The sequence below is a fragment of the Lentzea sp. genome (assembly GCF_036380075.1).
Taxonomy (GTDB): Bacteria; Actinomycetota; Actinomycetes; order Mycobacteriales; family Pseudonocardiaceae; genus Lentzea.
Genome location: NZ_DASVFL010000056.1, coordinates 1 through 26,386, shown reverse-complemented (window position 1 = coordinate 26,386; position 26,386 = coordinate 1). Strand labels below are relative to the sequence as shown.

Genomic DNA, 26,386 nt, shown 5'->3' with positions numbered 1-26,386 from the left:
ACCGCCCCCTCGTCACGGATGATCAGCAGCGTACCGAGACCGCCGTGTCTCGTGGCCGATGCCGGAGATCTGGGGGAAGATCGCGACCGTGCTCGCGCAGTGGCTCCACACCGTCCCCCCGCTGCTGGTCTACGTCGTCGTGGGCCTGGTGGTGGGCGTCGAGAGCGTCGGGATCCCGTTGCCCGGCGAGATCGTGCTGGTCACGGCCGCGTTGATGGCCTCGCACCACGACGGCGTGTCGCCGCTGGTCGTCGGCATCTCCGCCTCCGCCGGGGCCATCATCGGCGACAGCCTCGGCTACGCGCTGGGCAAGCGGTTCGGGCCGCGCGTCTTCGGCTGGGCCGGGGAGAAGTTCCCCCGCCACTTCAGTCCGGACAAGGTCGACCGCGCCCGCGGCGTGTTCGAACGCTTCGGCGCGTGGGCGGTGTTCTTCGGCCGGTTCGTCGCGCTGCTGCGGATCCTGTCCGGTCCGCTCGCGGCGACGATGAACATGCACTACGGGAAGTTCCTGCTGGCCAACGCGGCGGGCGGCATCGCGTGGGCCGGCGGCACGACGGCGGCCGTCTACTTCGTCGGAGAGGCCGCCGAGCACTACCTCGCCGAGTTCTCGTGGGTCGCGCTGCTGGTCGTGCTGGTGGCGGTGGTCGCGTTCAGCGTCCGAGCCCGGCTCCGCCGTTCACGCCGATGACCTGCGCGGTGATGTGCCCGGCCTCCGGCGAGGTCAGGAACGTGATCGCCGCCGCCACGTCCGCGGGCGTTCCCGCGCGGCCGTTCGCCGGGTTGCCGACGAGCTTCCGGCGCCGCTCCTCGCTCAGCGTCCCGCCGAAGAACTCCGTGTCCTCGACGACGCCGGGCGACACGACGTTGACCGTGATCCCCCGCGCCCCCACCGCGAACGCGAGGTCCGCCGTCCACGCCTCCACGGCCGCCTTCGCCGCGCCGTAGGCCCCCGAGCCGCGCCGTCCCGCGATCGAGCCGATCGTGACCACGCGGGCGTTGTCGGCCAGCCGCGGCTCCAGCGCGGTCGTGACGAGCACGGCGCTGACCACGTTGGACTCGTAGTTGGCGAGCCACAGGTTCCGCACGTCCGCCAGGTTCTCCGGCGCGGGCAGGCGCCGGGTCATGTTGCCGCCCGCGTTGTTGACCAGCACGTCCACCGTGGACGGCAGGTCGCTCAGCGCCGCCTGCACCGCCTCCGGGTCGGCCGCGTCGAACACCACCGCCCGCGCGCCGACCTCCTCGGCCGCCGCCTTCAGGACGTCCTCCCGCCGTCCCGTGACCACCACGTCCAGGCCCTGCTCCACGAGCCGGGCCGCCACCGCCCTGCCGATGCCCGTGCCGCCGCCGGTCACCACTGCTGTTCGCGTCATGCGATCTTTGATAACAGCGGACTTTGCGCAGGTCGATCGGCCTGTCAGCCCATCCGGGTTCACGTCTGTGACTACGCTGTTCAGACCCGATCCCGACTGGGGAGAACCTCATGGAAACCCACGTCCTCGAGACTGGAAACGCGGCCATCACCTACGACGTGAGCGGCGAGGGCCGGCCGTTGATGATGATCGGCCAGCCCATGGACGCGAGCGGCTTCACGGCGCTGCGCGCTCAGTTCCCGGACCGGAAGGTGATCACCTACGACCCGCGCGGTCTCGGCAGGAGCACCCGCTCGGACGGCCGCACCGACAACAGGCCCGACACCCAGGCGGCGGACGTGCACGCGGTGATCCAGGCCGTCGGCGGCCCGGTCGACCTGTTCGCGTCCAGCGGCGGCGCCGTCACGGCCCTCGAGCTGGTGGCGTCCTACCCGGACGACGTCGTCACGCTCGTGGCGCACGAGCCGCCGCTGATCACCGTGCTGCCCGACGCGGCCGCCGCCCGCCGCGCCCGCGACGCCTTCATGGACGTCTACCAGGCCAAGGGGCAGGGCGCGGGCATGGCGGCGTTCATGCAGATGAGCTCGCACCAGGGCGAGTACACCGACGAGTACTTCGCGCAGCCCGCGCCCGACCCGGCGCAGTTCGGCATGCCGTCCGAGGACGACGGCACGCGCGACGACCCGCTGCTGGGCACCTCGTCGCTCGCCGTCACCGACTACCAGCCGCGGGTCGACGAGCTGAAGGCCGCTCCCACCCGTGTCGTGATCGCGGTCGGCGAGGAGACGGGCGACGCGTTCACCGCGCGCACCGCCATCCACACGGCGAAGCTGCTCGGCCAGGAGGCCGTCGTGTTCCCCAGCCACCACGGCGGGTTCATCGGCGGCGAGTACGGCTGGGCGGGCAAGCCGGAGGAGTTCGGCGCCAAGCTGCGCGAAGTGCTCGGCTGAGGACACCGCCGGTGGTCGAGGTCCTACCGCAGGAAGGCCTCGACCACCTCGGCCACCCGCAGGCCGCTCTCGAAGTCGGCCAGGTGCCGCGGGTGCTCGCCCCGCACCGCCCGCGCGAACAGCGTGAGCCGCGAGTGGTCGGACCCGGTCTGCTCCAGCGGCACCGGTTCCCACGCACCACCGTCCGAAGTGGACAGGTTCGCCCACTGGCTCAGCCGCAGCGACCGCTCGGTGCCCCAGACGGTCCACTCGTAGACCTCGGGCCCGGCCAGTCCGGAGAACGCCGACACGTGCACCGGCACGCCGCTGCCGCGCAGCAGACCCCGTGCCGCCACCTCCGCCGCGCCGGCCGCGGGGAAGTCCGACGACACCGACTCGACGGTGAGCGGCCCGAGCACCCGGTCGGTCAGGTAGACGAAGTGCGACAGCACCTCGCGCACGAACCCGCCCTGCTCGGACCGCGAGAGCCACGTCGCGTCGGCCTGGAACGGCCTCGGCCAGCGCGGGAACTGCAGCCGGACCTCCACTCCCCGCAGCGCACCGAGCGAGGGCAGCCGGCGTTCGACCTCGATCGTCCCGGTCATGTCCGACAGGGCGAAGTTGACCGCGTTCGGCCGTCCCCGCGCCGCCTCGGCCAGCGCGCGGGCCTCGCCGAGGTCGACGGCGAGCGGCTTCTCGCAGAACACGGCCTTGCCCGCGTCGAACGCCCGGTGCACGAGCGCGGCGTGCGAGGCGGGCGGCGTCGACACGTACACCGCGTCCACATCGGACAGCACGTCGCCGAGCGAGGTGACGACGGGGACGTCGAGCGTGCGAGGAGCGATGTCGACGCCCGCGACCACGGTGTAGTCGGGATGTGCCTGTGCCGCCGTCAGCATCCGGGTGCCCATGGCGCCCAGGCCGACGAAGGCGAGGCGGATCGGTTCTGCGGTCATGCGTCCTATTCTGCCGGTGCCCAGGCCTTCGCCAGCTTGACCCGGCCGCCGGTCTGGAGCAGCGACCCGGTGTACAGGCGCGAGGCGACCAGCAGGATCACCACGACCGTCGCCGCGAGGACGCCCATCGAGACCAGCGCCTCCCACGGCTGCGCCTGCTGCGCGAACATCCGCACCGGCATCGCGACCCCCGCCGTGAACGGCACGAACGACAGCACCGCGAGCGCACCGGCGTTCTCGAACAGGAACTGCACGAGGAAGTACGGGCCCATCACCGCGAGCATCACGAGGCCCATCGTCGAGCCGAGGTCCTCCTGACGGCTGACCAGCGCGCCCGCGACCGCCCACATCGACGAGATCAGCACGAACCCGAGCATCAGGAACGGCACGAACCAGCCCAGCGCGGGCACGACCACCGCCAGCAGTTCGGACAGCCCGGCGACCCGCAACGCGATCGGCGCCACCAAGGCCAGCACCACCACCTGGCACAGCGTGAGGATCGTGTGGCCGAGGATCTTGCCCGCGAGCAGCGCCCGCACCGGCACCGTCGACACGAGGATCTCCACGATCCGCGTCTGCTTCTCGGTCACGGTGCTCTGCGCGATCGCCGCGCCGCCCATGCCGAACATCAGGAACACCAGCCCGAAGACGATCACGGTCAGCGACCGCTGGCCGGAGGTCACCGCGGACGGGTCGAGCAGCTCGACCGGTGGCGCGTCGACGAGCTGGCGGATCACGTCGTTGGGCGGGTCGTTCAGCGCCAGGACCTTGATGCCGCCGCCGTCCGGCACGACCGCGGCCTCGACCTCGTCGTCGCGGACGAGGTCGGAGGCCTCCTGGACGCTGCCGACCTCCCGCACGTCGAGCTGTTTGCCCTGCACCGCCTGCACTGCGGAGCCGACGGCGGCGACCTTCGGGTCGTCACCGCCGAAGACCGTCGGCAGCACGGTGAGCGCGAACAGCCCGGCGATCGTGAAGACGAACCCGATCCAGAAGCCCTTGGAGGAGACGAGGGTCCTCATCTCGCGTTCGGCGACGAGCCAGGTCGCCTGGGGGAAGGTGGCGCGTGCCACGTCAGACCACTTCCTTGAAGATCTCGTCGAGCGTGGGCACGACCGGGGTGAACGAACGGACCTCACCGCGCTCCAGCGCGGCCTTGAGCACCTGCTGCGGCGCGGACTCGAACACGGCGCGCGGCCCGTCGAGCTCCAGGAGCGTCACGCCGGGCACGTCGCGGACCCAGCCCGCGTCCTGCCCGACGACGATCTCGTAGCGCTCGCCGGCGTGGCTGCGGCGCAGCTCCTCGCGGGAGCCGTTCGCGGCGATCCGTCCCTTCGAGATGATCACCACGTCGTCGCAGAGCCGTTCCACGATCGCCAGCTGGTGGCTGGAGAACAGCACGGGCACCCCGCTCGCGGCGCGCTTGCGCAGCACGTCCAGGACGGTCTCGACGGCGATCGGGTCGAGGCCGGAGAACGGCTCGTCGAGGATCAGCACGTCGGGGTCGTGCACCAGCGCGGCGGCGATCTGCACGCGCTGCTGGTTGCCCAGCGACAGCTCCTCCAGCCGGTCGCCGGCGCGGTCGGTGAGCTCCAGGTCGGCCAGCAGCGCGTCGGTGTTGGCCAGCGCGGTCGTCTTGTCCATGCCGTGCAGGCGGCCCAGCCAGGTGATCTGGTCGCGCACCTTCATCTTCGGGTACAGACCGCGTTCCTCCGGCATGTAACCGAAGTCCGGCCGGTTCTGCGACCGGACCTCGGTCCCCTTCCAGCTCACCGTGCCCCCGTGCGCGGCGAGCACCCCCAGCACGATGCGCATCGTGGTCGTCTTGCCCGACCCGTTGGCGCCCAGGAACCCCGTCATCCGGCCGGGTTTGACGTCGAAGCTGACGTCGTCGAGCACCCGGTGGTCGCCGAAGCTCCGGCTGATCCCCCTCACAGTCAACATGGGACAACGGTATGCGGGCGCGCCCAAGATCGCGTCCGTCGCGCGGGGTCATCCTCGCGGAGGACCCCGCGAGGCGAGGTGGAGGTCCTCACTTGCGGGAGCGCCAGCTGACCTTCGACGACCCCGCCTCGGGCGCGTCCTTCACCACGACCCGCACCGGCAACCCGAGGAAGTCGCCGAACCGCTCGACGTGCGGTGTCAGCCGGTCGACGTCGAACCCCGGCAGCGGCCGCAGCTCCACGTCGACGGACGTCTTCTTCATGACCCGCCGCCACAGCCCGGCGACCTGGCCGTCCTCGATGATCGTCGCGTGGAACATGCCGTTGTAGGTGGAGATCGGGATCTCGCCGTAGCGGGTGAAGAACGCGCCGCGGTCCTTGTAGCCGATCACCAGCTCGTCGTACGCGGGCAGCAGGAACGCGCCGGAACCCGGCGTGAGGTCGGGCGGCAGCCAGTACTCCTTGCCGTCGACGTCCTCGCGCACCAGCGACGACCTCACCGCCTCCAGGCCCCGCGAGGCCTCGCGGACGCCGATGCCGCACCAGTTCGCGAAGTCCGCCAGGGTCGCCGGGCCGTGCGAGCCGAAGAACCGCGACGCCAGCACGGCCATCGCCTCGTCGCCCTCCAGCGCCCGCTGCCGCGGCGCCCACTCGTCGAGCAGCACGAACGTCTGCTCCTTGCCGCGCGGCGGACCGGGCACCACCAAGCCCTCCTGCGCGAGGTGGATGAACGTGAAGTAGCTCTGCTGCCGGTCGTCCGGGATGCCGACGCCCGCCATCAGGTCGATCATCTCGCGCCGGGTCAGGCAGCCGCCGCCGGTCAGGGCCTCCACGAACGTCTTGCGCGCCAACGACATCAGCTCGGGCGTCATGTGGTGGTACGCCCACGCCTTGGGGGTCAGGCGGGCGAGGTCGCGGGCTCCGAAGAGGCCCAGCATCCACCGGACGTCCTCGGCCGGCACGTAGTGGATCGTGCCGCGCATCAGCCACGTGCGGATGACACGGCCCGACTGCAGCGCTTCCTCCACGTCCGCGATCCGCCCGGAGGCGGTGCGCAAACCCAACGCCCACAACGACTGGCCGTAGTCCTGGCCCTGCATCGCTCCGAGCGACCGCACGACGTCCTCGGCCGACTGAAGCTGCCCGATGTTGCCGAGGCGCAGCGCCGCGATGTCCATCGGGCCAGTCTCGCCGACCCGGCTCCAGTCCCGCTCAAGCGGGCCAGCGGCCCGTGTACCCCTCGGCCAGGAACTTCGAGCCCGCCTCCGACCCGACGACGGACCGCAGCTCGCCGAGCTGGCGCCGCACGTCGAAGTCCGTCGCGCCGGGCAGGGCGTGCAGCATCGTCGTCATCCAGTACGAGAAGTGCTGCGCCTTCCAGACGCGGTCCAACGCGCGCGGCCCGTACTCGTCCAGCGCCGCGGAGTCGTTCTTCAGCAGCGCGCGTTCGATCAACTCGCTGAGCACGCGCACGTCGGCCAGCGCCAGGTTGAGGCCCTTCGCGCCGGTCGGCGGCACGGTGTGGGCGGCGTCGCCGGCGAGCAGCAGGCTGCCGTGGCGCATGGGTTCCGCGACGAACGACCGGAAGCGCAGCACCGTCTTCTCGGTGATCGGCCCCTCCTTCAGCGCGAAGCCGTCCGGGCCGGCCACGCGGGCCTGGAGCTCCTCCCAGATCCGGTCGTCGGACCAGTCGGCGGGGTCGGTGTCCGGCTCGCACTGGAAGTACATGCGCTGGTGGGTGTCGGTGCGCTGGCTGATCAGCGCGAACCCGCGCGGCGAGTGCGCGTAGACGAGCTCGGGAGCGCTGCGCGGGGCCTGGGTGATGATGCCGAACCAGGCGAACGGGTACTCGCGCGAGCTGTGCCGGCGCACGGACTCCGGCACCTCGGCCCGGCAGATCGACCGCGAGCCGTCCGCGCCGACGAGCAGGTCGCAGCGCACCTCCTGCTGCTCCCCACTGCTGTCGACGAACCGGATCGCGGGCCCGTTCACGTCGACCGAGGTGTCGCTGACGCCGAACCGGACGTCGCCGTGGTCGCGTTCGCGGGCGTTCGCGAGGTCGACGAACACGTCGGTCTGCGGGTAGAGCCACACCGATTCGCCGACCAGCGCCCGGAAGTCGACGCGGTGGCTCTCGCCGCCGAACCGCAGGTCGATGCCCTCGTGCGGGTGCCCGTCGCGCAGCACCCGGTCGGACACGCCGGTGTCGACGAGCAGCCGCGCGCTGTCGGCCTCCAGGATGCCCGCGCGGATCGTGTTCTCGATCTCCAGCCGGGTCCTGGTGTCGATCACGACGCTGTCGATCCCGTTGAGCGACAACAGGTGCGAGAGCATCAGCCCCGCCGGCCCCGCACCGACGATGCCGACCCGGGTGCGCGTCATGACGGCTCCTCCACTGCGTCCGATGCGGTCTTGTTCTCCTGGAGGACCTGCCGCGCCACGGCGAACGCGTGGTTGGCCGCCGGCACGCCGCAGTAGATCGCGCTCTGCAGGATCACCTCGGCGATCTCGTCCTGGCTCAGCCCGTTGCGCACCGCGGCGGCGACGTGCAGTTTCAGCTCGTCCCAGTGCCCGCGCGCGATCAACGCCGTCAGCGTGACCGCGCTGCGCATCCGCCGGTCGAGCCCCGGCCGCGTCCACACCTCGCCCCACGCGTACCGGGTGATGAACTCCTGGAAGTCCCGCGTGAACTCGTCCGGCGCCGCCCGGTCGACGTGCGCGTCGCCGAGGACCTCCCGCCGGACCCTCATCCCGTCGTCGTAAGACACCGCATCTCCTCCACCACCACTCGTGCGACCGCGACCGGCTCCTCCGCGGGCGGCAGGTGCCCGCAGCCCTCGAGAACGCGGTCGGCACCGGCCGCCGGCACCACGACGTCGTGCTCGCCGACCAGCACCGCCGTGGGCGTGACGGCGTCCCCGGCCTCGAACTCCGCCAACGCCTCGCAGGCGCGTGCGTACGACTCCCGGTCGGTGTCCGCCAGCGCCTTGAGCAACGCCCCGGCGACCTGCGGCCGCCGCCGGACGAACCCCGGCGCGAACCACCGCCGGGCCGACCCCTCGACCACGACGGGCGTCCCGAGCCGGCGCACCAGCGCGGCCCGCTCGTGCCAGGTCTCCGGCACCCCGATCCTGCGCGCCGCACCGATGCACACGACAGCGCCGAACGGACTGTCGCGCCGGGACGCCAGCTCGAACCCGACCGCGCCGCCGAACGACACCCCGGCGTAGGCGACCGGCCTGGTCCCGGCCAGCACCGCGGTGCGCTTCTCCACTTCGTCGGCGATGTCCTGCACCGTGAACGGCTCGGTCGTCGGACAGCCGGCGCCGTGGCCGGGCAGGTCCCAGCCGATGACCTCGCTCCCGCCGAGGGACTGGGCGCACTCCCGCCACAGCATCGCGACCGACGTGCCGAGGGAGGGGCCGACGACGATCAGCCGATCGGATGACTCCGAGCCGGCAAGGCGCGTCAGGCTCAGCTCACCGCCCATCACGCCACCTCCGCACCACGGCGTCCACGAACTGCTCGGCCGCCCCGAGGTAGGCCCCCGGATCCGTCCCACCACCCCGCTCCGCCAGCAACTCCCCAGCCGCCCCGACCGCACGCCGCGCCATCACGTCCGCGTGCACCTCGAGCCCCTCCACCAACTCCGCCGCCTGCGAACCCGCCACCACCGCCAGCTCCAGCAACGACCGCAAAGCCGGCCACTCCGCGTGCCAGGCCCCGTCCGGCCGCTCGTCCACGGCCCGCGACGCGCACAGGTGCAGCTGCGCCCCCAGCCCGGGGGCCTGCAGCGCGGCGCTGTTCACCAGTACCGCCAGCACCGGGTTCCGCTTGTGCGGCATCGTCGACGACCCGCCGCGCCCGGCCACCGCGCCCTCGGACACCTCGCCGATCTCCGGCCGTCCGAGCGTCAGCACGTCGCCCGCGATCACCCCGAGCACGTCGCACACGCCGACCAGCGCGTCGCCGAGGCGCGTGACGGGCGCGCGGTAGGTGTGCCAAGGCATTCCGGGCCACGACAACCCCAGGAACGAAGCGAACGACGCGGCCCCGGCCAGCGGGTCCACCACTGTCGCCGCCCGCGACAACGTTCCCGCCGCTCCCCCGCACTGCACCGGGAACGCCAGGCCGCCGAGCGCGTCCAGGCAGTCCAGCACGCCGGTCAGCCACCGCGCCGCCTTGAGCCCGAACGTGATCGGCACGGCGAACTGCGTCAGCGTCCGCCCCGCCATCACCGACGAACGGTGCTCCTCGGCAAGAACGGCCAGTGCGTCCGCCACCCGCGACAGGTCGAGCGAAACGCGCGACACCACCTCCCGCGCCAGCAGCATGAAGGCCGTGTCGAGCACGTCCTGGCTCGTCAGTCCCGTGTGGACGGGCACGGAGACCTGCGACCGGATCGCGGCGACCACCGGCAGGACGGGGTTGCCCGCGGCCTCGACCTCGGCGGGGTCCACGGAGGACACCGACACGGAGATCGACGACCCGAGCACCCGCGCCCACGCCACCTCCACCTCGACCAGGGCGCGCAGCAGCGCCTCGTCGTCGACGAGGCCGGCGGCGCGGTGGGAGCCGGGGAGCACGGTCACGTCCGCGGGTACTTCAGGAACACCGTCTCGGACGGCCCCTGCAGGTGGATGTCGAACCGCAGCCGGCCGTCGTCCTCGCGCGAGGCCACCAGGCCGTCGACGGCCTCGGGCGCGCCGGGCAGGTAGATGCGCGTGAACAGTCGGTCGAGCAGGCCGCGGGCGAACACCGTCACCGCGAAGAACGGCAGGCCCGGCTCGATGGTGCTGAACCAGTAGTGCCCGGCGGCGTCGGTGCAGCACCGGCCCCAGCCGGTGAACCCGGCGCCGCGCCGCCGCAGCGACCCGCCCGCCTTCGGCACGACGCCGGACGCGTCGGCCTGCCGGATCTCGATCATCGCGTCGGGCACGGGAGCGCCGGCGCCGTCGAGGACGTAGCCGTGCAGCACCACGGACCCGGCCGAGCCGAACGGCACGAGCTCCGCGTCGCCGGGGAACGCGAGCGCGTGGTGGAAGAACGGGCCGACGGTCTGCCCGGGGGTGGCCTCAGTCATCGGACGGCTCCAGGTAGGTCGCGTGGCTGCCGGTCAGCACGATGTCCCAGCGGTAGCCGAGCAGCCACTCGTGCTCGGACCGCGAGTGGTCGTAGGACGCGACCAGCCGGGCCAGGGCCGCGGGGTCGGTGATCGACTGGGCGATCGGGTCCAGCGCCAGCAGCTGGTCGCCGGGGAAGTACATCTGGGTGATCAGCCGCTGGGTGAAGTCCGTGCCGAACAGCGAGAAGTGGATGTGCGCGGGCCGCCAGGCGTTGTGGTGGTTGCGCCACGGGTAGGGGCCCGGCCTGATCGAGGTGAACGAGTACCGACCGTCGTCGTCGGTGAGGCAGCGCCCGACGCCGGTGAAGTTCGGGTCGAGCGGCGCCGGGTGCTGGTCGCCCTGGTGCGCGTAGCGGCCGGCCGAGTTGGCCTGCCAGATCTCGACGAGCTGGCGGCGCACCGGCCGGCCGTCGCCGTCGAGGACGCGGCCGTGCACGCGGATGCGTTCGCCGATCGGGTCGCCGCCGCGCTGGACGGTCAGGTCGGACTCGACCGGGTCGACGTCGGAGTGGCCGAAGACCGGGGCGACCAGCTCGGCGCCCTCGGGGTCGACGAGCTGGAGCTCCTTGGTCGGGTGACGCAGCCGCGTGCTGCGGTACGGGGCGAAGTCCAGCAGCGGCGCACCTCGCGGTGAGTCGGCGTGGATCTCCGCGATCTCGTCGCTGATCTCGTGCTGGCTGCTCGTCACGGGGTCGAACGTTAGGGACGGGACCGCCTCGGCGTCGACCGGAGCTTTCCGCTCACCGGAAAGCAATCGCCGGGCGGGCTATCCGGTCGTGCAGGGCGCGTCGTTCAGCGTGAACGACTCGGGCACCGAGTTCTGGCCGGAGACCGCGCCGTTGAACCCGATCGACACCGACCCGTTGACGACGATCAGCGCGGCGTAGTCGGCGTTGGTCACGCTCACGTCCGCGCCGGACTGGGACGCGGTGGCGTTCCACATCTGCGACACGGTCTGCCCGTCGGCGAACCGCCAGCGCAGCGTCCACCCGTTGATCAGCACGTCGCTCACGTTGCGCACGGTCACGTCCGCCTGGAACGAGCCGGGCCACTGGCTGGTGACGCGGTAGACGACCACGCACGGCGGAGGGGGCGGCGGCACGCTCGGCGGCGCCGTCGAGTCGCAGCTCTGCCCCCAGAGACCGAGTTTCGCCTGGGACGCCTTGGTCTGCGCCTCCACCAGCGGGCCGCCGTCGACGCCCGTGGCGCGCAGCACGCCGGCCCGGACGGCGGCGAGCGCGTAGTCGGCGCCGTCCGCCAGGGCCAGCGAGACCTCGCCGGGACTCCTGCCGGTGACGGTGACGTCCCTGTCCTGCAACGTCTTCGCGGCGAACTCCCGTGCCGCGGCAGCGGCGCACGCCGGCGGCTCGGCGAGGAACGAGACGCGGACCCGCGTGCCGTCGGCGAGCTCGACGGTGCGGCCGTCCACAACCGCACTCACCTTTGTGGACGGCGCCCTTCCCTGCGACACCGGGGAGGAGCTCTTCGCCTCGGGAACGGGCCTTCCGTCCTGCTCGGCCGTGCAGGCGGCGGTGAGTAGGGTCAACAGCACCAAGATGTGCTTCCGTGCTGCCATAGATCAAATCTATCGGTGCGGGCAGCGTCCGCAATCGGCTGTTCGGAGTTGATCAACTCGGGCTTTCGGAGTCTGTGAACGGTGTTGCCCGGATCGTTCCCCGCAGTTCACCGGTTCGTGGTGCGCCGTGGAGACGATCGACGGGTCTCCCGACCTGGTCGCCGGCATGAACGCCCTGACCGGACAGAACCTCGTCGACCTGGACCAGCTGCGTCGCCAGATCGTGGTGCGCGACCAGCAGGTCGACAACCCGTTCACCAAGGACCTGCAGGTGATGGGCATCCGCAACTCGCTGGTCCACAGCGGCGACAGCCTCGCCCGCACCGCACCCCTGCACAGATCCTCGACCCGGGCAGCGGCCTGTTCTCCGGACGGGCGGCGGGCCGCGCGGCGGCGGCCGAAAGCGCCTAGAGCGCGTGGCGCGGGTCTGCGGCCTTCTCCCCTGCCGGCCGCAGACCCGCGAGCACCGCCGTGACGAGGCCGTCCGCCTCGGACCGCCAGTTCGGGCGGTCGTGGGCCGCGCCGATGCCGTGCAGCGCCATCATGACCGCGCCGCCATCCACGTCCTCGCGCAGCGAGCCCTCGCCGACCGCGGCGTCGACCAGGTCGAGCACGGCCCGTTCCAGCGCCTGGCTGCCTTCGGCCAGCGCGCTCGCGCGTGAGGCCATCAGCGTGGCCAGCGTCTGGGCCAGACCCCGGTGGGCGTCCAGGTAGTCGACGAACCCGCGCAGGAAGGACGCCAGGGCGTCCGCCGCCGGCAGTTCGTCCCTGAGGTGCCGCACGCGGTCGCACAGCGCGGTGACCTCCTCGTGGAACACCGCCTCCGCCAGCTCCTCCCGCGTCGGGAAGTGGCGGTACAGGGTCCCGACGCCCACCCCGGCCAGGCCCGCGAAGTCGTCGAAGCGCAGGTCGAAGAAGCTGCCGGCGTCGAACATCTCCCTGGCCTTGGCGAGCAGGGCGTCCCTCTTGCGCCGGGCGTCGGCGCGCAGCGGCTTGGCCGGGTTCACGGGGCACCTCCGTTGACAAGTGGAGATTATCTCCATATCTTCGAACTGGAGATAATCTCCACTTCAATCGTACCCCACGAGGTGCAGCGTGAAGATCCTGATGTTCGGCCGCGGCGTGATCGCGACCTTCTACGGCTGGGCCCTGCACGAGGCCGGGCATGAGGTCGAGTTCTACGTCCGGCCGGGGCGTGCCGCGACGTACGGGAACGCGGTGGACCTCGACCTGCTCGACCTGAGGCGACCGGCGAAGACCCGGCGCGTCGTGCGGACGTGGCCCGTGCGCCTGCGGGAGGAACTGCCACCCGGCCACGACTACGACCTGATCGTGCTGAGCGTGCCGCACCACCGCCTGCCGGAGGCGGCGAGCTTCCTGGCACCGCGGGTCGGCGACGCCACGGTGCTGGTCCTCGGCAACATCTGGTCCGACCCGCTCGACGCGATCGGCCCCCTGCCCCGCGACCGGGTCGCCTGGGGACTCCCGCTGGCCGGTGGCGGTTTCGGCGACGACGGCGTGCTCCGCGGGACGGTGATGCCGGCCGTCGCGTTCGGCACGGTCGGCCGTCCGCCGACGGCACGGGAACAGGCTGTGCGCCAGGTGTTCCGGCAAGCCGGTTTCCGGCTGCGCGAGCAACCGGACCTCACCGGCTCGCTGTGGATCCACTTCGTGTCCGACGCCGCCCTGCACTCCCAGGGACTGCGGCTCGGGTCGCTGGCGGACCTGATCGGGCAGACGGACGCCCTGCGGGAGGCCTTGCTGACCGGACGGGAGCTCCTGCCGCTGGTGCGGGCGCGCGGCATCGACATGCGCCGCCACCGGATGGCCGTGCTGCCGTTCCGCCTGCCCGCCCGGCTGGTCGCCCCCGCGTTCTCCTGGCTGATCACCCACTTCACCCCGGCGCGGGTGAACTTCGCGGCCCACTCCGATCCCGCCGCGGCCGAACCGCGCGAGATCTGCCGCGACACCTTGAGCGAGGCCAGGCGGTGGGGCGTCCCGGCGCCGCGGCTGGAAGCGGCGGAACCGCACTTCGCCGGCCGGGGACCGGCCTGAGCCCGTGAACCACCGAGAGGAAGCCATGACCGGCACCGCGAAGCACGAGTTCCCCATGACCCGCACCTGCCCGTTCTCACCACCGCCCGCGTACCGGGAGATCCGCGAGGAGGCGCCTGTCTCGCGGGTGCGGCTGCCCGAGGGCGGCACCGCGTGGGCGGTCAGCCGCCACGAGGACGTGCGGAAGGTGCTCGGCGACCGGCGCTTCAGCTCCGACCGGCAGCACCCGGACTTCCCGAAGCTGACCGCGGGCGAGGCGGCCGCCCGGCGACCCGACGACGAACGCACCCTGATCGACATGGACGCACCCGAGCACGGACCCGCGCGCAGGGCGGTGCTCGGCGAGTTCACCGTCCGCCGGACCGAGGTGCTGCGGCCGCGGATCCAGCAGATCGTCGACGACCGGGTCGACGCCCTGCTGGCCGGCCCGAAACCGGCGGACCTGGTGGCGGCGCTGTCGCTCCCGGTGCCGTCGCTGGTGATCTGCGAACTGCTGGGCGTCCCCTACGACGACCACGCCCTCTTCCAGGACAACACCGCGAAGATCATCGGCCGCGACACGCCCCAGCCCGAACGCCAGGCGGCGTTCGCCGCCGTCCAGCGCTACCTGGTCGACCTGGTGGCGGACAAGGAGAAGAGCCCGCCGGACGACCTGCTCGGACGGCAGATCCGCAAGCTCACCGAGGACGGCACCTACCGGCGGACCTCGTTGGCGACCATGGGTTTCCTGCTGCTGGTGGCGGGACACGAGACGACGGCGAACATGATCTCGTTGGCGGTGATGGCCCTGCTGCGCAACCCGGACCAGCTCGCGGCGATCACGTCGGATCCCGCCAGGACGCCCGGCGCCGTCGAGGAGCTGTTGCGCTACTTCACGATCCTCGACACGGCGACGGCCCGGCTGTGCGTCGAGGACGCCGAGATCGGCGGGCAGCTCATCAGGGCGGGCGAGGGCGTGCTGGCGCTGACCCACTCCGCCAACCGCGACCCGCGGGCGTTCGAGCACCCGGACGACCTCGACCTCGACCGCGGCGCCCGCCACCACCTCGCGTTCGGGTTCGGGCCGCACCAGTGCCTGGGCCAGAACCTGGCCAGGGCGGAGCTCCAGATCGTCGTCGACACCCTGTTCCGGCGGATCCCGACGCTGGCACTGGCTGCCGAGGTCGACGACCTGCCGTTCAAGTCCGACGCGTTCATCTACGGCCTCCACGAACTTCCCGTGACCTGGTAACGGGCGAGGTCTCCGGGCGGTAGTCTCGGCGGGTCGAAAAGGACCTGGGCCGGCACCGGTGAGCCCGGCCCCCTCCGCACGAGGCTCCGTTCGCCGTCACGACGGCGACCCGCGACAAGCTCACGGCGCACAGCCGGGGCTTGACGCCGCACGTCCTGTCGAGCCTCTGCTGCGCGCCTCGTCATCACGCGAGGAGAAGCGATGCCCGTCATCCGTGCCGGTTCAGCGGTGACCCGGATCAACGTGTTCACCGTCGAGCCCGACCGCCAGCAGCCCCTGCTCGACCACCTGGCCCGCGCGGCCCGGGTCGCGAGCGAGGTACCCGGCTGGATCTCCGCGAGCCTGCACCGCAGTCTCGACGGCACCCGTGTCGTGAACTACGCGCAGAGCGAGGACCTCGACGCGGCCCGTCGCGTCGTCCGGCACCTGCACGCGCACGGGCTGATCGACGGCAACAAGGCGTTCGGCCAGGCCCACCCCGGTCTCTACGAGGTGACCTTCACGCTGGACAGGGACGACAGCTGACGAACGGTTCCGGGGCAGGTGCGACCCACCTGCCCCGGAACCGCACTAGACCTCGATGTGCGCACCCATGATCACGGTCCGCTCCCGCGGCAGCCCGAAGTGCTCGGCGGCGTCCGCCGTGATGTACGAGGTGGCCACGAACAGCCGCTTCCGCCACCCCGCCATCGTGTGCGCCCGGCCGCGCTGGAGCTCGATCTTCGACAGGAAGTACCGGGCCTGCCCCAGGTCCAGCGCGCCCTCCGTCCGCGCCGGGTCGACCAGCGCCAGCGCCGCCGGCACGTCCGGCGTCTCCATGTACCCGAAGCGCGCCTTCACGTGGATGATGCCGTCGTCGGTGTAGCCGAGCTCGTCGACCTCGACGCGGCGGTCCGGTGGGACGCGCGGGACGGGTTCGGTCTCGATCGACACGATCACCACGCGTTCGTGCAGCACGTGGTTGTGCTCGACGTTCGCGCGCATGGCGAGAGGTGCCGTCTCCTTGCTGCGGTTGAGGAACACGGCGCAGCCCGGCACGCGGGTCAGCCGGCGCGAGTGCAGTTCCTCGATGAACTCCTGCAGCGATCCCTCCGCCTCGTGGCGGGCTTTCGTGACGATCGCGCGGCCCCGCTGCCAGGTCGTCATCACGGTGAAGGCGGTCAGGCCGATCAGCAGCGGCAGCCACGCGCCGTGCAGCAGCTTGGTCAGGTTCGCCGCCAGGAACAGCAGGTCCACGCCCAGCAGCACGACGGCGCCGAGACCGATGGCCCAGGCGGGGGCGCCGAACTTCCGGCGTGCCAGGAACAGGAACAGCGACGTGGTGATCGTGATCGTGCCGGTGACGGCCATGCCGAACGCGAACGCCAGTGCCGCCGACGTGCGGAACGCGAACACCAGGGTCAGCACCGACACCATCAGCACCCAGTTGATCCACGGCACGTAGATCTGGCCGATCGTCGACTCCGACGTGTGCGCGATCCGCAACCTCGGCAGGTAGCCGAGCTGCGCGGCCTGCGAGGCCACCGAGTAGGCGCCGGTGATGACCGCCTGCGACGCGATCACCGTCGCGGCCGTGGCGAGGACGACCATCGGCCAGCGGCCCCACTCCGGCACCAGCAGGAAGAACGGGCCGCTCACGTTCGCCTCGTCGTCGAGGACCAGCGCGCCCTGGCCGAGGTAGCTCAGCACGCAGGCCGGCAGCACGAGGAACAGCCAGCCGCGCGCGATCGCCGGGCGGCCGAAGTGGCCCATGTCGGCGTACAGGGCCTCGGCGCCGGTGACCGCGAGGACGACGGCGGCCAGTGCGAAGAACGCGATGCCGAAGTGGCCGAAGAGGAACCCGGCCGCGTAGGTGGGCGACAGCGCCTTGAGGATCTCCGGGTGGCCGGCGATGCCGCGGACGCCGGCCGCGCCGATCGCCGTGAACCACAGGATCATCACCGGGCCGAAGAACTTCCCGACCGCCGCGCTTCCCCGGCGCTGCACCAGGAACAGGCCCACGATGATCACCGCGGTGATCGGCACGACGAACCGCTCCAGCTCCGGCTCGACCACCTTCAGGCCCTCCACCGCGGACAGCACCGAGATGGCGGGCGTGATCATGCTGTCGCCGAAGAACAGGGCGGCGCCGAAGATGCCCAGTGCCGCGAGCGTCGCGGCGGCCTTGCGGCCCTGCTTGGCCTTCCACCTGCGCAGCAGCGTGATGAGGGCCATGATGCCGCCCTCGCCGTCGTTGTGGACGCGCATCGCGAGCAGCACGTACGTCACGGTCACGACGATCATGACCGACCAGAAGATCAGCGACACGACGCCGTAGACGTTGTCCACGCTCACCGGGACCGGGTGCGGGTCGGCGGGGTTGAACACCGTCTGGATCGTGTAGATCGGGCTGGTGCCGATGTCGCCGAACACGACCCCGAGCGCTCCGACGACCACCGCCAGCCGGACCGTGTCGCGGGTGAGCTCCTGCCGGGACGGTGCCTCGGAAACCTGCTGGTCAACCACGTCCGCAAGATAACCGCGAGGCAGGCGCCCCGCAGAACTCCGGCGGGTGATCTTTACGCGTTCCTGATGGCGGAACGGCCACGAACCGCCACGAACCGGACTTTTGACATACCCATACCCCCCTAGGGTATAAAGAAGCGAGCCCACCGCTCCCCCGGCATCACCGGCCGGCCGCGCGGTGGCCGGACGAGGAGCGAGACGTGCACGGCTACGCCGAGAACAAGACCGCCCACCTGCGCCGCCTCAGGAGGATCGAGGGCCAGGTCCGCGGCTTGCAGCGGATGATCGAGACGGACGGGTACTGCATCGACGTGCTCACCCAGATCTCCGCGGCCACTCGGGCGTTGCAGGCGGTCTCACTGGGGTTGCTCGACGAGCACCTCAAGCACTGCGTGAGCCAGGCCGTCAGCGAGGGCGGGACCGCCGCGGACGCGAAGATCGCCGAAGCGAGTGACGCCATCGCACGCCTGGTCCGCTCCTGAACCGAGGAGAAGACCTGTGAGAACGGGCTACAAGGTGGCGCTCTACGGCGCCGCGCTGGCCGTAGTCTTCGGCGGCACGTGGGCCGCGGGAGCAGCCGCGGGACCACCACCACCGCCGACCGGAGGCCACAGCGCCGACCAGCAGCACGGCGGGCACGAGTCCGCGCCGTCGGCGGTCCCGCCGGGACTGTCCTCGTCGGCGAACGGCTACGCGCTGCGGCTGCGGGAGGGCAGCTCCCTCAGCTTCGACGTCGCCGGACCGGACGGGCGGCCCGTCACGAGGTTCGCCGTGGAGCACGAGAAGCGCCTGCACCTGGTCGTCGTCCGCCGCGACGGGTCGCACTTCCGGCACGTCCACCCCGAGATGGCGGCGGACGGCACGTGGTCGGTTCCGTTGACCCTGCCCGACGCCGGCAGCTACCGCGTGTTCGCCGACTTCAGGCCGGAGGACGGGCCGAAGACCACGCTCGGCGCCGACGTCGAGCGGGCGGGCGACTACCGGCCGGAACGCCACGAGACCAGCCGCACGTTCACCGTCGACGGCTACGAGGTAACCCTCGACGGGGAGCTGACGGCCGGAAAGGCCTCCACCGTCGGTCTCGCGATCTCCAGGAACGGCGCGCCGGTGACCGACCTGCAGAACTACCTCGGGGCGAAGGGCCACCTCGTCGCGCTGCGGGCGGCCGACCTGGCGTACCTGCACGTGCACCCCGAGGAGGGCGACGGGGTGCGGTTCGCCGTCGAGGTGCCCACGGCCGGCCGGTACCGGCTGTTCCTCGACTTCCGGCACGAGGACGTCGTCCGCACCGCCGAGTTCACGCTCACCACCACCGACGCGCACGGGGAGGACGGACATGGCCACTGACACCATCGAGATCTCGATCGGCGGCATGACCTGCGCCTCCTGCGCCGCGCGGATCGAGCGGAAGCTCAACAGGCTGGACGGCGTGGCCGCGTCGGTCAACTACGCGACCGAGAAGGCCCACATCACCTTTCCGGGTGATCTCACACCCGCCGATCTGGTGAAGGTCGTCGAGGACACCGGCTACACCGCCGAACTGCCCACCGCGACGCCGGAACCGGCGGCGGACGATCCGACGCGGACTCTCCGGCAGCGGCTGGTCACGGCGACCGCGCTGGCGGTGCCGGTGATCGCGCTGGCGATGATCCCGGCGTGGCAGTTCACGTACTGGCAGTGGCTGTCGCTGGCCCTCGCCGGGCCGGTCGTCACCTACGCCGCGTGGCCGTTCCACCGGGCGGCGTGGACGAACGCGAGGCACGGCGCCGCCACCATGGACACGCTGATCTCCCTCGGCGTCGGCGCCGCGTTCCTGTGGTCGCTCTACGCGCTCTTCCTGGGCACCGCGGGCACGCCGGGCATGACGCACGGGTTCACGTTCGCCGTCGAGCGGACGTCCGGGGACGGCAACATCTACCTCGAGGTCGCCGCGGGCGTCACGATGTTCATCCTGGCCGGGCGCTACTTCGAGGCGCGCTCCAAGCGGCGCGCGGGAGCGGCGCTCCAGGCCCTGCTCGAACTGGGCGCCAAGGACGTGGCGGTCCTCCGCGACGGCCGCGAGGTCCGCGTCCCGACCGGTGACCTGCGCGTGGACGACCGGTTCGTCGTGCGGCCGGGCGAGAAGGTCGCGACCGACGGCGTCGTCGAGGAGGGCAGCTCCGCGGTCGACGCGAGCATGCTCACCGGCGAGTCCGTCCCGGTCGAGGTGCGGCCCGGTGACGCGGTCGTCGGCGCCACGGTCAACGCGGGCGGACGGCTCGTCGTGCGCGCCACGCGGATCGGCTCGGAGACCCAGCTCGCGCGGATGGCCGAGCTGGTCGAACAGGCGCAGAACGGCAAGGCCGAGGTCCAGCGGCTCGCGGACCGGATCTCCGCGGTGTTCGTGCCGATCGTCATCGCGCTCGCCGTCGGCACGCTGGGCTTCTGGCTCGGCACGGGCGGCGGCGCCGGGGCGGCGTTCACGGCCGCGGTGGCGGTGCTGATCATCGCCTGCCCCTGCGCGCTGGGCCTCGCGACGCCGACCGCGTTGCTCGTGGGCACCGGCCGCGGCGCGCAGCTCGGCATCCTGATCAAGGGCCCGGAGGTGCTGGAGTCCACCCGCCGGGTCGACACCGTCGTGCTCGACAAGACGGGCACCGTCACGACCGGCCGGATGAGCCTGGTGGGCGTGCACTCCGCGGAGGACCACGCCGAGGTCCTGAGGCTGGCCGGGGCGCTGGAGAACGCTTCGGAGCACCCGATCGCGCGCGCCGTCGCCGAGGCCGCGGGCGAGGTGCCCGCGGTCGAGGACTTCCGGAACGTCGAGGGCCTCGGCGTCCAGGGCGTGGTCGACGGACACGCGGTGCTGGTCGGCCGCGAACGCCTCCTGGGCGACTGGAGCATCGCGCTCGACGACGACCTGGCCGAGGCCAAGCAGGCCGCGGAGCAGGAAGGACGCACGGCGGTCCTGGTCGCGTGGGACGGCAAGGCCCGCGCGGTGCTCGTCGTCTCCGACACGGTCAAACCGACGTCGAAGGCGGCGGTCGAGGGCCTGCGGGCGCTCGGCCTGCGTCCGGTGCTGCTCACCGGTGACAACGAGGCCGCGGCGAGGGCGGTCGCGGCCGAGGTCGGCATCGACGAGGTCGTCGCCGAGGTGCTGCCCGCGGACAAGGTCGACGTCGTCAAGCGACTCCAGGACGAGGGACGTGTGGTCGCGATGGTCGGCGACGGCGTGAACGACGCCGCCGCGCTGGCCCGGGCCGACCTGGGTCTCGCGATGGGCACCGGCACGGACGTCGCGATCGAGGCGAGCGACCTGACGCTGGTCCGCGGCGACCTCGACGCCGCCGTGGACGCGATCCGGCTGTCGCGGCGCACGCTCACCACGATCAAGGGCAACCTGTTCTGGGCGTTCGCCTACAACGTCGCCGCGCTGCCGCTCGCCGCGCTCGGCCTGCTCAACCCGATGATCGCGGGCGCCGCGATGGCGTTCTCGTCGGTGTTCGTGGTGAGCAACAGCCTGCGGTTGCGGGCCTTCCGCTGACACGACCCTCACGGGCGGTTACGTAGCCTCGGCACACCAGTCCTCGACGAGAAGGAGCGGTTGTGCCGAGGTTCGCCCTGGTCGTGGCGTTGCTGACAGCGCTGGCGGCGTGCACCTCGACCCCACCCCCGCCCGCGTCCCCGCCGACGTCCGGCACCGGTTCCCCCGCGCCCGCGCAGGAGAAGAAGGTCCACCTGTCGATCGGCGACTCCTACGCCACCGGGTTCGCGCCGGGCAGCAAGAACACGAGCTTCGCCCAGATCGTCGCCGACACGGCGGGCCTGCGGCTGGTCAACCTGGCCTGCGACGGCGCCACGTCCGCCGACCTCGCCACCAGACCGGCCTGCGGAGCCGACGCCGGCGGGAAGACGCAGCTCGACGCCGCCGTCGAGACGCTCAAGGGCGGGAAGGTCGACCTGGTCACCATCGTGATCGGCGGCAACGACCTGACGCCGTGCGCGATCGTCCAGGACCCGGTGGAGTGCGCGACCAGGACCGTCGCCGGCATCCAGACCAACGTCGCCGGCGTCCTCACCGAGCTGCGGGCGGCCGCGCCGGACGTGAAGATCGTCGGCCTCACCTACCCGGACGTCTTCCTCGGCGCGTGGGTGAACCCGTCGTTCCCGAACGGCAGGAACCTGGCCCGGCTCTCGGTCACGATGTTCCAGGACTTCAACACCAGGATCGCCGCCCAGTACGGGAAGTTCGGGGCGAAGTTCGCCGACGTCACCACCGCGACCGGCGGCTACGGCGCGCTGACCGAGCTGACCCAGGACCCGAAGTACGGCCAGATCCCGGGTTCGGTGGCCAAGGTGTGCGCGCTGACCTACTTCTGCGACCGCACCGACGTGCACCCGACACCCGCCGGTCACCAGGCGATCGCGGACGCTGTCACCGCCGCCGCCAAGTGAGAGCGCCCAAGTCCCGCGCGTCAAGTTGGTGATCTTCACCCGAACCGGTGCAAGATCATGCCCGTACAACCCGAAAGACCCTGTCCTGCGGCCGCCGCAGCTGACAGGCTTCGGAACCGTTGCCGCAGCGAGGAAGTGACGATGCACAGCACCGATGCCCTGCACCGGCTCAGCGACGCCGTGGACGGCTTCTTGCGCAGTGAGAAGGAGCTGAACCTCGCCGACCCCTCCGCCAACGCGCTGGTCGGCGGCCGTTTCCGCGCACTGGGCAACCAGATCGGCGCCACCGCGCTCGCGGGCGTGCCCGACGAGGACATCGCCGCGATCGTCCAGCCGGCCCGGTCGGCCTGCGCGCGGTCGCCGCTCATGCGCGACGAGAACGAGTGGACCCGCGGCTACCCCAGCGACTTCCGGCTCGTCGAGCACGTCCTGGCGCAGGCCAACGGCGGCGCGCCCGGCACGCTCGGCTGGCACGTCGAGGCCCAGCTCCAGGGGTCGGCGCTGGCCCAGCAGCTGCGCAACCGCGTGATGCACCAGACGCGGCTGATCGGCGACTGCCTGACCGCTCCGCGCAATGGTCCGCGCACGATCCTGGTGATCGACGCCGGCGCCGCCCCCGACCTGCGCGCCATCCCGCCGAACATCGTGCGGCCAGGCGACCGGTTCGTGCTCACCGACGTCGACCCGGACGCGCTGGAGCTGGCGCAGAAGCGGCTCGGCCCGCTCAACGAGTTCACGACCGCCGTCCCCGGCAACATCTTCCGCGCGATCCCCCAGCTGGCCGAGCTCGGGCCGTACGACCTGGTGCTCGCCAACGGCCTGTACGGCTACCTCAACGACCGTGCGGCCGTGCGTCTGACGGAGGCCGTGCTGACCAGGCTGACCCGCCCCGGGAGCACGTTCTACTTCGCCGGCACGACGCCCGGCAACGAGTTCCGCTGGCCGCTGGAGTTCCTGATGGAGTGGCAGGTGATCGAGCGCGACGAACAGGCGGTGCGCGCGCTGCTGCCGGGGTGCGACGTGTCGGTGGGGCACGACCAGACCGGGCTCGCGCTGCTCACGCACGTGCGGGTGCACTAGGAGTGTTCTCCAGGGCGGTGCTCAGCGCAGGCCGTGCGCGATCCGGGACACGAAGGCCACCAGCCGGTCCGGCGTGAACCTGTCCGGCTCGGTGAGCACCAGCCGGCCGGACATCTCCGCCAGCGCCAGCATCGCGTGACCGAGCAGGCCGGAGTCGACGTCGTCGAGGCCGCCCGGCTCGGTGCGGCGCAGCTCCTTCAGACCGAGCGCGGCCAGTTCCTCGACCTGCGCGAGCACACCCGCGCGCACCAGCTCGACCTGGGCGCGGAACTCGCGCGGCGTGCCTTCGGGCGGCAGCAGCACGAGCCGCCACCGGTCCGGCGCCGCGACGACGGCGTCGACGAACACGCGGACGGCGTCGGCGAAGGCGTCGTCCGGTGAGCGCGTGGCGAAGTCGGTGGGCAGTGCGGCGGCCACCTGCTCGGTGGCGCGGGCGGCTTCGCGTTCGAGCAGGGCGCCGATCAACGACGCCCGGTTGGCGAACAGGTCGTAGAGCACGGGTTTCGTGACCTGGGCTTGTTTCGCGACCGACTCCATCGTCACGGTGTCGAAGCCCGCCGGGATGAGGGCCAGGGCGGCGTCCAGCAGCTGCTCGCGGCGCTGCTCCGGCGGCAGGCGGCGGGCGTACTTCCGGCGCGTTGTGCTCACCCGGCCATATTGCTACGGTGGCGTAGCTTTCACAAAACTACGCGAGCGTAGCAATGTGGGCCTGGGAGGACATGTGAAGGTGCGTTCCGGGGAAGTCGAGCTCGCCGTGCAGGTGCGCGGCACGTCCGGGCCCGTCGTGGTGCTGGTCCACGGGTATCCGGACACGCACGCCGTGTGGGACCGGGTGGCCGCGGTGCTGGAGGCGGACTTCCGGGTCGTCACCTACGACGTGCGCGGCGCCGGCGAGTCGACCGCTCCGTCCACTGAGGACGGTTATCGGCTCGAACACCTGGCGCGCGACCTGTTCGCCGTGATCGACGAGGTGAGCCCCGGCGAGCCGGTCCACGTCGTCGGCCACGACTGGGGCTCGATCCAGTCGTGGGAGGCCGTGACGACGCCCGGCGCGCGGATCGCGACGTTCACCTCGATCTCCGGGCCGTGCCTCGACCACATGGGGCACTGGTCGCGACGCGGGGTGTCGATCGCGCGCCTCAAGCAGTTCGTCCGCTCGTGGTACATCGTCGCGTTCCACCTGCCCGTGGTCGCTCCCCTGTTCTGGCGCCTCTACCTGGCCCGCCGCTGGGGTGACGTGCTGCGCAGGCTGGAGGGCGTCCGCGCGACGCCCGCGCCGACCATCGCGTCGGACGCGGTGAACGGGATCTCGTTGTACCGCGCCAACATCCGCCAGGTCATGGGCGCGCCGCGGCAGCGGTTCGCGCCCATGCCGGTCCAGGTGGTCCAGCCGACCCGCGACCGCTACATCCGCACCGAACCGCTCGACCTCGAACGCTGGGTGCCGTCGCTGAGCCGCCGCCGCATCGCCGCCGGGCACTGGGCCCCGCTCAGCCACCCCGAGCAGCTCGCCCGCATGATCAGCGAGTTCGTCGCGGACCCCGCTCCCCCGCGCCGGCTCGTCGTCGTCACCGGCGGCGGTAGCGGGATCGGCAGGGCGACGGCGGTGGCGTTCGCCAGGACGGGCGCGCGGGTCGTGGTGTCCGATGTGGACTTCGAGTCGGCGCGGAAGACGGCCGGCATGGTCGACGGTCACGCCTACGAGGTCGACGTGCGCTCCGAGGAAGCGGTGCGGGCGTGGGCACGGCAGGTCGCCGATGAGCACGGCGTGCCCGACGTCGTGGTGAACAACGCCGGAATCGCGCACTCCGGCTCGTTCCTGTCGACGTCGGCGGAGCAGTGGAAGCGCGTGCTCGACGTCAACCTGTGGGGTGTCGTGCACGGCTGCCGGGCGTTCGGCGAGCTGATGGTGGAACGCGGCGAGGGCGGGCACATCGTGAACCTGTCCTCGGTGGCGGCCTACCTGCCGTCGAAGATCCTCTCCGCGTACGCCAGCAGCAAGGCGGCGGTGTTCATGCTGTCGGAGTGCCTGCGGGCCGAGCTGGCACCGCACGCCATCGGCGTCACCGCGATCTGTCCCGGCCTGGTGCACACGAACATCACGGCGACGGCGACGTTCTCCGGTGTCAGCGCGGAGGAGGAACGCCGCAAGCAGGACCGCGCCACGCGGATCTACGCGCGGCGCGGTTTCGGGCCCGAGGGCGTGGCGGCCGAGATCGTGCGCGCGGTGCGCGACAACCGGCCGGTCGTGCCGGTGACGGTGGAGGCGAAGGCGGCGTGGCTGGCCGACCGGGTCGCACCAGGCCTGCTGCGCGCCTTCGCCAGAACGGATCCGAGCTAGACCTCGGCCAGTTCCCCGCCGAACGCGGCGGCCAGCCTCAGCCACGTCGCCGCTTCGTCGGCGCGGCCCCGCCGTTCGAGCGTCCGCCCGAGCAGCAGGTGCGCGTAGTGGTCGACCGGGCAGCGGTCCACGACCTCGCGGAGCACCGCCTCGGCCTTGCCCAGCTGCGCGGAGTGGTAGTAGGCGCGGGCCAGCAGCAGGTGGAGGTCCGCCTGGAACGGCACCTCCCCGACGACCTCGGCCAGCACCACCGCGGCCTTGGCGTAGTCCCTGGCGTCGAACAGTGCCCTCGCCCGCTCCCACCTGTCGGCCGCGGTCTCCACGTAGTCGCTGTCGAACAGGTGCCGCACGGTCACCCACCGGTCTGCCGCCACCTCGCCGTTCGGCTGGTAGGCGTTGAAGTCGTTGTCCATCGAACCTCCCTTCCGGACCCGTACAACGTCCGGCGGCGGGAGTTATTCCAGCAGCGGCAACGGGTCGAACCGGTGACCGCTCCACAGCCGCCGCGACGTCTCCTCCGGGTACGGCACGACGGACGGCGGCACGTCGAAGATCCGCGTCAGCCGTTCCGCGGTCGTGTACGCGGGCCAGCCGGGATCCCCGGTCACCGCGAACGACGACCACGCCGTCCGCATCTGCGCGGCCAGGTCGTGGGTGCCGGTCGTGATCTCCCCCAGCACCACCGACGACTGCCCGAGTCCGGGGTTGCCGAACACCAGCGGCACGTCGATCCCGTGGCACGCCCCGAACGGCCCCGGCGGCGCCCAGGTCACCTCGTACAGGAACGCCCGGCCGCCACCGGCGACCTGCGCCTGCGCGAGGTGCAGCGACGGCATGCGGA

29 protein-coding genes are annotated in these 26,386 nt (G+C 71.9%); 12 read left to right on the top strand and 17 right to left on the bottom strand.

Annotated features, from left to right (window positions below; genetic code table 11):
• The first annotated feature begins 58 nt into the window (after positions 1 to 58).
• Positions 59 to 688, top strand: a complete 630-nt coding sequence (locus tag VF330_RS06895) for a DedA family protein (RefSeq protein ID WP_330850658.1) — start codon at positions 59 to 61, stop codon at positions 686 to 688.
• On the opposite strand, the gene VF330_RS06890 is transcribed toward VF330_RS06895, so the two are convergent.
• Positions 651 to 1,370 (bottom strand): SDR family NAD(P)-dependent oxidoreductase, encoded by a 720-nt coding sequence (locus VF330_RS06890; protein WP_330850657.1) that lies wholly within the window; start codon positions 1,368 to 1,370, stop codon positions 651 to 653. The genes VF330_RS06895 and VF330_RS06890 overlap by 38 nt on opposite strands.
• A gap of 110 nt (positions 1,371 to 1,480) precedes the next feature.
• Here VF330_RS06890 and VF330_RS06885 point away from each other — a divergent pair, with 110 nt between their 5' ends.
• Positions 1,481 to 2,320, top strand: coding sequence for an alpha/beta hydrolase (locus VF330_RS06885; protein ID WP_330850656.1), 840 nt, complete (start codon positions 1,481 to 1,483; stop codon positions 2,318 to 2,320).
• A 23-nt stretch (positions 2,321 to 2,343) separates the two neighbouring features.
• On the opposite strand, the gene VF330_RS06880 is transcribed toward VF330_RS06885, so the two are convergent.
• The 11 genes from VF330_RS06880 to VF330_RS06830 form a co-directional block, all read right to left on the bottom strand.
• A complete protein-coding gene (locus tag VF330_RS06880; RefSeq protein ID WP_330850655.1) occupies positions 2,344 to 3,255 on the bottom strand; it encodes a Gfo/Idh/MocA family oxidoreductase in 912 nt (303 codons plus the stop codon).
• 5 nt (positions 3,256 to 3,260) lie between these two features.
• Positions 3,261 to 4,328, bottom strand: coding sequence for an ABC transporter permease (locus tag VF330_RS06875; RefSeq protein WP_330850654.1), 1,068 nt, complete (start codon positions 4,326 to 4,328; stop codon positions 3,261 to 3,263).
• Between the two features lies 1 nt (position 4,329).
• Positions 4,330 to 5,199, bottom strand: coding sequence for an ABC transporter ATP-binding protein (locus VF330_RS06870; RefSeq protein ID WP_330850653.1), 870 nt, complete (start codon positions 5,197 to 5,199; stop codon positions 4,330 to 4,332).
• An 88-nt stretch (positions 5,200 to 5,287) separates the two neighbouring features.
• The gene (locus VF330_RS06865; protein WP_330850652.1) at positions 5,288 to 6,376 is read right to left on the bottom strand and encodes a winged helix DNA-binding domain-containing protein; all 1,089 of its coding nucleotides are present in this window, start codon (positions 6,374 to 6,376) and stop codon (positions 5,288 to 5,290) included.
• Between the two features lie 34 nt (positions 6,377 to 6,410).
• Positions 6,411 to 7,580 carry a 4-hydroxybenzoate 3-monooxygenase gene (locus VF330_RS06860; RefSeq protein WP_330850651.1) on the bottom strand — a complete coding sequence of 390 codons (1,170 nt, stop codon included), beginning with the start codon at positions 7,578 to 7,580 and terminating at the stop codon, positions 6,411 to 6,413.
• Positions 7,577 to 7,948: a 4-carboxymuconolactone decarboxylase gene (pcaC, locus tag VF330_RS06855; RefSeq protein WP_330850678.1), complete on the bottom strand. Its 372-nt coding sequence runs from the start codon at positions 7,946 to 7,948 to the stop codon at positions 7,577 to 7,579. The genes VF330_RS06860 and pcaC overlap by 4 nt, the downstream gene beginning before the upstream one ends.
• Positions 7,945 to 8,688: an alpha/beta hydrolase gene (locus VF330_RS06850; RefSeq protein ID WP_330850650.1), complete on the bottom strand. Its 744-nt coding sequence runs from the start codon at positions 8,686 to 8,688 to the stop codon at positions 7,945 to 7,947. Before VF330_RS06850 ends, pcaC begins: the two co-directional genes overlap by 4 nt.
• Positions 8,678 to 9,790, bottom strand: a complete 1,113-nt coding sequence (locus VF330_RS06845; protein ID WP_330850649.1) for a lyase family protein — start codon at positions 9,788 to 9,790, stop codon at positions 8,678 to 8,680. The genes VF330_RS06850 and VF330_RS06845 overlap by 11 nt, the downstream gene beginning before the upstream one ends.
• Complete coding sequence (pcaG, locus tag VF330_RS06840; protein WP_330850648.1) at positions 9,787 to 10,281, bottom strand: protocatechuate 3,4-dioxygenase subunit alpha; 495 nt, start codon at positions 10,279 to 10,281, stop codon at positions 9,787 to 9,789. Before pcaG ends, VF330_RS06845 begins: the two co-directional genes overlap by 4 nt.
• Positions 10,274 to 11,011 carry a protocatechuate 3,4-dioxygenase subunit beta gene (pcaH, locus tag VF330_RS06835; protein WP_330850647.1) on the bottom strand — a complete coding sequence of 246 codons (738 nt, stop codon included), beginning with the start codon at positions 11,009 to 11,011 and terminating at the stop codon, positions 10,274 to 10,276. The genes pcaG and pcaH overlap by 8 nt, the downstream gene beginning before the upstream one ends.
• A gap of 78 nt (positions 11,012 to 11,089) precedes the next feature.
• Positions 11,090 to 11,869, bottom strand: coding sequence for a cellulose-binding domain-containing protein (locus tag VF330_RS06830; RefSeq protein ID WP_330850646.1), 780 nt, complete (start codon positions 11,867 to 11,869; stop codon positions 11,090 to 11,092).
• Positions 11,870 to 12,026: 157 nt separating this feature from the next.
• On the opposite strand from VF330_RS06830, the gene VF330_RS06825 reads away from it, so the two are divergent.
• Positions 12,027 to 12,374, top strand: coding sequence for a hypothetical protein (locus tag VF330_RS06825; protein WP_330850645.1), 348 nt, complete (start codon positions 12,027 to 12,029; stop codon positions 12,372 to 12,374).
• Here the strand turns inward: VF330_RS06825 and VF330_RS06820 are convergent.
• Positions 12,307 to 12,906: a TetR/AcrR family transcriptional regulator gene (locus VF330_RS06820; protein WP_330850644.1), complete on the bottom strand. Its 600-nt coding sequence runs from the start codon at positions 12,904 to 12,906 to the stop codon at positions 12,307 to 12,309. The genes VF330_RS06825 and VF330_RS06820 overlap by 68 nt on opposite strands.
• 88 nt (positions 12,907 to 12,994) lie before the next feature.
• Here VF330_RS06820 and VF330_RS06815 point away from each other — a divergent pair, with 88 nt between their 5' ends.
• The 3 genes from VF330_RS06815 to VF330_RS06805 all read left to right on the top strand — a co-directional run bounded on the left by VF330_RS06815 (position 12,995) and on the right by VF330_RS06805 (position 15,710).
• Positions 12,995 to 13,954: a ketopantoate reductase family protein gene (locus VF330_RS06815; protein ID WP_330850643.1), complete on the top strand. Its 960-nt coding sequence runs from the start codon at positions 12,995 to 12,997 to the stop codon at positions 13,952 to 13,954.
• Between the two features lie 25 nt (positions 13,955 to 13,979).
• Positions 13,980 to 15,185, top strand: a complete 1,206-nt coding sequence (locus VF330_RS06810) for a cytochrome P450 (RefSeq protein WP_330850642.1) — start codon at positions 13,980 to 13,982, stop codon at positions 15,183 to 15,185.
• A gap of 201 nt (positions 15,186 to 15,386) precedes the next feature.
• Positions 15,387 to 15,710, top strand: a complete 324-nt coding sequence (locus tag VF330_RS06805) for an antibiotic biosynthesis monooxygenase family protein (protein WP_330850641.1) — start codon at positions 15,387 to 15,389, stop codon at positions 15,708 to 15,710.
• A gap of 45 nt (positions 15,711 to 15,755) precedes the next feature.
• Here the strand turns inward: VF330_RS06805 and VF330_RS06800 are convergent, their stop codons facing one another.
• A complete protein-coding gene (locus tag VF330_RS06800) occupies positions 15,756 to 17,690 on the bottom strand; it encodes a potassium transporter Kup (RefSeq protein WP_330850640.1) in 1,935 nt (644 codons plus the stop codon).
• A gap of 200 nt (positions 17,691 to 17,890) precedes the next feature.
• Here VF330_RS06800 and VF330_RS06795 point away from each other — a divergent pair, with 200 nt between their 5' ends.
• The 5 genes from VF330_RS06795 to VF330_RS06775 all read left to right on the top strand — a co-directional run bounded on the left by VF330_RS06795 (position 17,891) and on the right by VF330_RS06775 (position 23,204).
• Entirely contained in the window at positions 17,891 to 18,172 is a 282-nt protein-coding gene (locus tag VF330_RS06795; protein WP_330850639.1) for a metal-sensitive transcriptional regulator, read from the top strand.
• Positions 18,173 to 18,188: 16 nt separating this feature from the next.
• A complete protein-coding gene (locus VF330_RS06790; protein ID WP_330850638.1) occupies positions 18,189 to 19,037 on the top strand; it encodes a hypothetical protein in 849 nt (282 codons plus the stop codon).
• Complete coding sequence (locus VF330_RS06785) at positions 19,027 to 21,213, top strand: heavy metal translocating P-type ATPase (protein WP_330850637.1); 2,187 nt, start codon at positions 19,027 to 19,029, stop codon at positions 21,211 to 21,213. The genes VF330_RS06790 and VF330_RS06785 overlap by 11 nt, the downstream gene beginning before the upstream one ends.
• A 62-nt stretch (positions 21,214 to 21,275) precedes the next feature.
• Complete coding sequence (locus VF330_RS06780) at positions 21,276 to 22,124, top strand: SGNH/GDSL hydrolase family protein (protein WP_330850636.1); 849 nt, start codon at positions 21,276 to 21,278, stop codon at positions 22,122 to 22,124.
• 141 nt (positions 22,125 to 22,265) lie between these two features.
• Complete coding sequence (locus VF330_RS06775; RefSeq protein WP_330850635.1) at positions 22,266 to 23,204, top strand: class I SAM-dependent methyltransferase; 939 nt, start codon at positions 22,266 to 22,268, stop codon at positions 23,202 to 23,204.
• Between the two features lie 21 nt (positions 23,205 to 23,225).
• On the opposite strand, the gene VF330_RS06770 is transcribed toward VF330_RS06775, so the two are convergent.
• Positions 23,226 to 23,852, bottom strand: a complete 627-nt coding sequence (locus tag VF330_RS06770) for a TetR/AcrR family transcriptional regulator (RefSeq protein ID WP_330850634.1) — start codon at positions 23,850 to 23,852, stop codon at positions 23,226 to 23,228.
• A gap of 79 nt (positions 23,853 to 23,931) precedes the next feature.
• On the opposite strand from VF330_RS06770, the gene VF330_RS06765 reads away from it, so the two are divergent.
• On the top strand, positions 23,932 to 25,545 hold the full coding sequence (locus VF330_RS06765; RefSeq protein ID WP_330850633.1) for an SDR family oxidoreductase: 1,614 nt from the start codon (positions 23,932 to 23,934) through the stop codon (positions 25,543 to 25,545).
• On the opposite strand, the gene VF330_RS06760 is transcribed toward VF330_RS06765, so the two are convergent.
• Together VF330_RS06760 and VF330_RS06755 are read right to left on the bottom strand one after the other, a co-directional pair.
• Positions 25,542 to 25,958, bottom strand: a complete 417-nt coding sequence (locus VF330_RS06760) for a tetratricopeptide repeat protein (RefSeq protein WP_330850632.1) — start codon at positions 25,956 to 25,958, stop codon at positions 25,542 to 25,544. The genes VF330_RS06765 and VF330_RS06760 overlap by 4 nt on opposite strands.
• Before the next feature lie 42 nt (positions 25,959 to 26,000).
• Positions 26,001 to 26,386: carboxylesterase family protein (locus VF330_RS06755; RefSeq protein WP_330850631.1), on the bottom strand; the 386-nt coding region annotated here is incomplete at its 5' end.

Excerpts from the sequence above, each read along its gene's own strand:
- VF330_RS06895 (WP_330850658.1), top strand. The coding sequence starts at position 59 with ATGCCGGAGATCTGGGGGAAGATCGCGACCGTGCTCGCGCAGTGGCTC.
- VF330_RS06890 (WP_330850657.1), bottom strand. The coding sequence starts at position 1,370 with ATGACGCGAACAGCAGTGGTGACCGGCGGCGGCACGGGCATCGGCAGG.
- VF330_RS06885 (WP_330850656.1), top strand. The coding sequence starts at position 1,481 with ATGGAAACCCACGTCCTCGAGACTGGAAACGCGGCCATCACCTACGAC.
- VF330_RS06880 (WP_330850655.1), bottom strand. The coding sequence starts at position 3,255 with ATGACCGCAGAACCGATCCGCCTCGCCTTCGTCGGCCTGGGCGCCATG.
- VF330_RS06870 (WP_330850653.1), bottom strand. The coding sequence starts at position 5,199 with ATGTTGACTGTGAGGGGGATCAGCCGGAGCTTCGGCGACCACCGGGTG.
- VF330_RS06865 (WP_330850652.1), bottom strand. The coding sequence starts at position 6,376 with ATGGACATCGCGGCGCTGCGCCTCGGCAACATCGGGCAGCTTCAGTCG.
- VF330_RS06860 (WP_330850651.1), bottom strand. The coding sequence starts at position 7,580 with ATGACGCGCACCCGGGTCGGCATCGTCGGTGCGGGGCCGGCGGGGCTG.
- pcaC (WP_330850678.1), bottom strand. The coding sequence starts at position 7,948 with ATGAGGGTCCGGCGGGAGGTCCTCGGCGACGCGCACGTCGACCGGGCG.
- VF330_RS06850 (WP_330850650.1), bottom strand. The coding sequence starts at position 8,688 with ATGGGCGGTGAGCTGAGCCTGACGCGCCTTGCCGGCTCGGAGTCATCC.
- pcaG (WP_330850648.1), bottom strand. The coding sequence starts at position 10,281 with ATGACTGAGGCCACCCCCGGGCAGACCGTCGGCCCGTTCTTCCACCAC.
- VF330_RS06810 (WP_330850642.1), top strand. The coding sequence starts at position 13,980 with ATGACCGGCACCGCGAAGCACGAGTTCCCCATGACCCGCACCTGCCCG.
- VF330_RS06805 (WP_330850641.1), top strand. The coding sequence starts at position 15,387 with ATGCCCGTCATCCGTGCCGGTTCAGCGGTGACCCGGATCAACGTGTTC.
- VF330_RS06785 (WP_330850637.1), top strand. The coding sequence starts at position 19,027 with ATGGCCACTGACACCATCGAGATCTCGATCGGCGGCATGACCTGCGCC.
- VF330_RS06775 (WP_330850635.1), top strand. The coding sequence starts at position 22,266 with ATGCACAGCACCGATGCCCTGCACCGGCTCAGCGACGCCGTGGACGGC.
- VF330_RS06760 (WP_330850632.1), bottom strand. The coding sequence starts at position 25,958 with ATGGACAACGACTTCAACGCCTACCAGCCGAACGGCGAGGTGGCGGCA.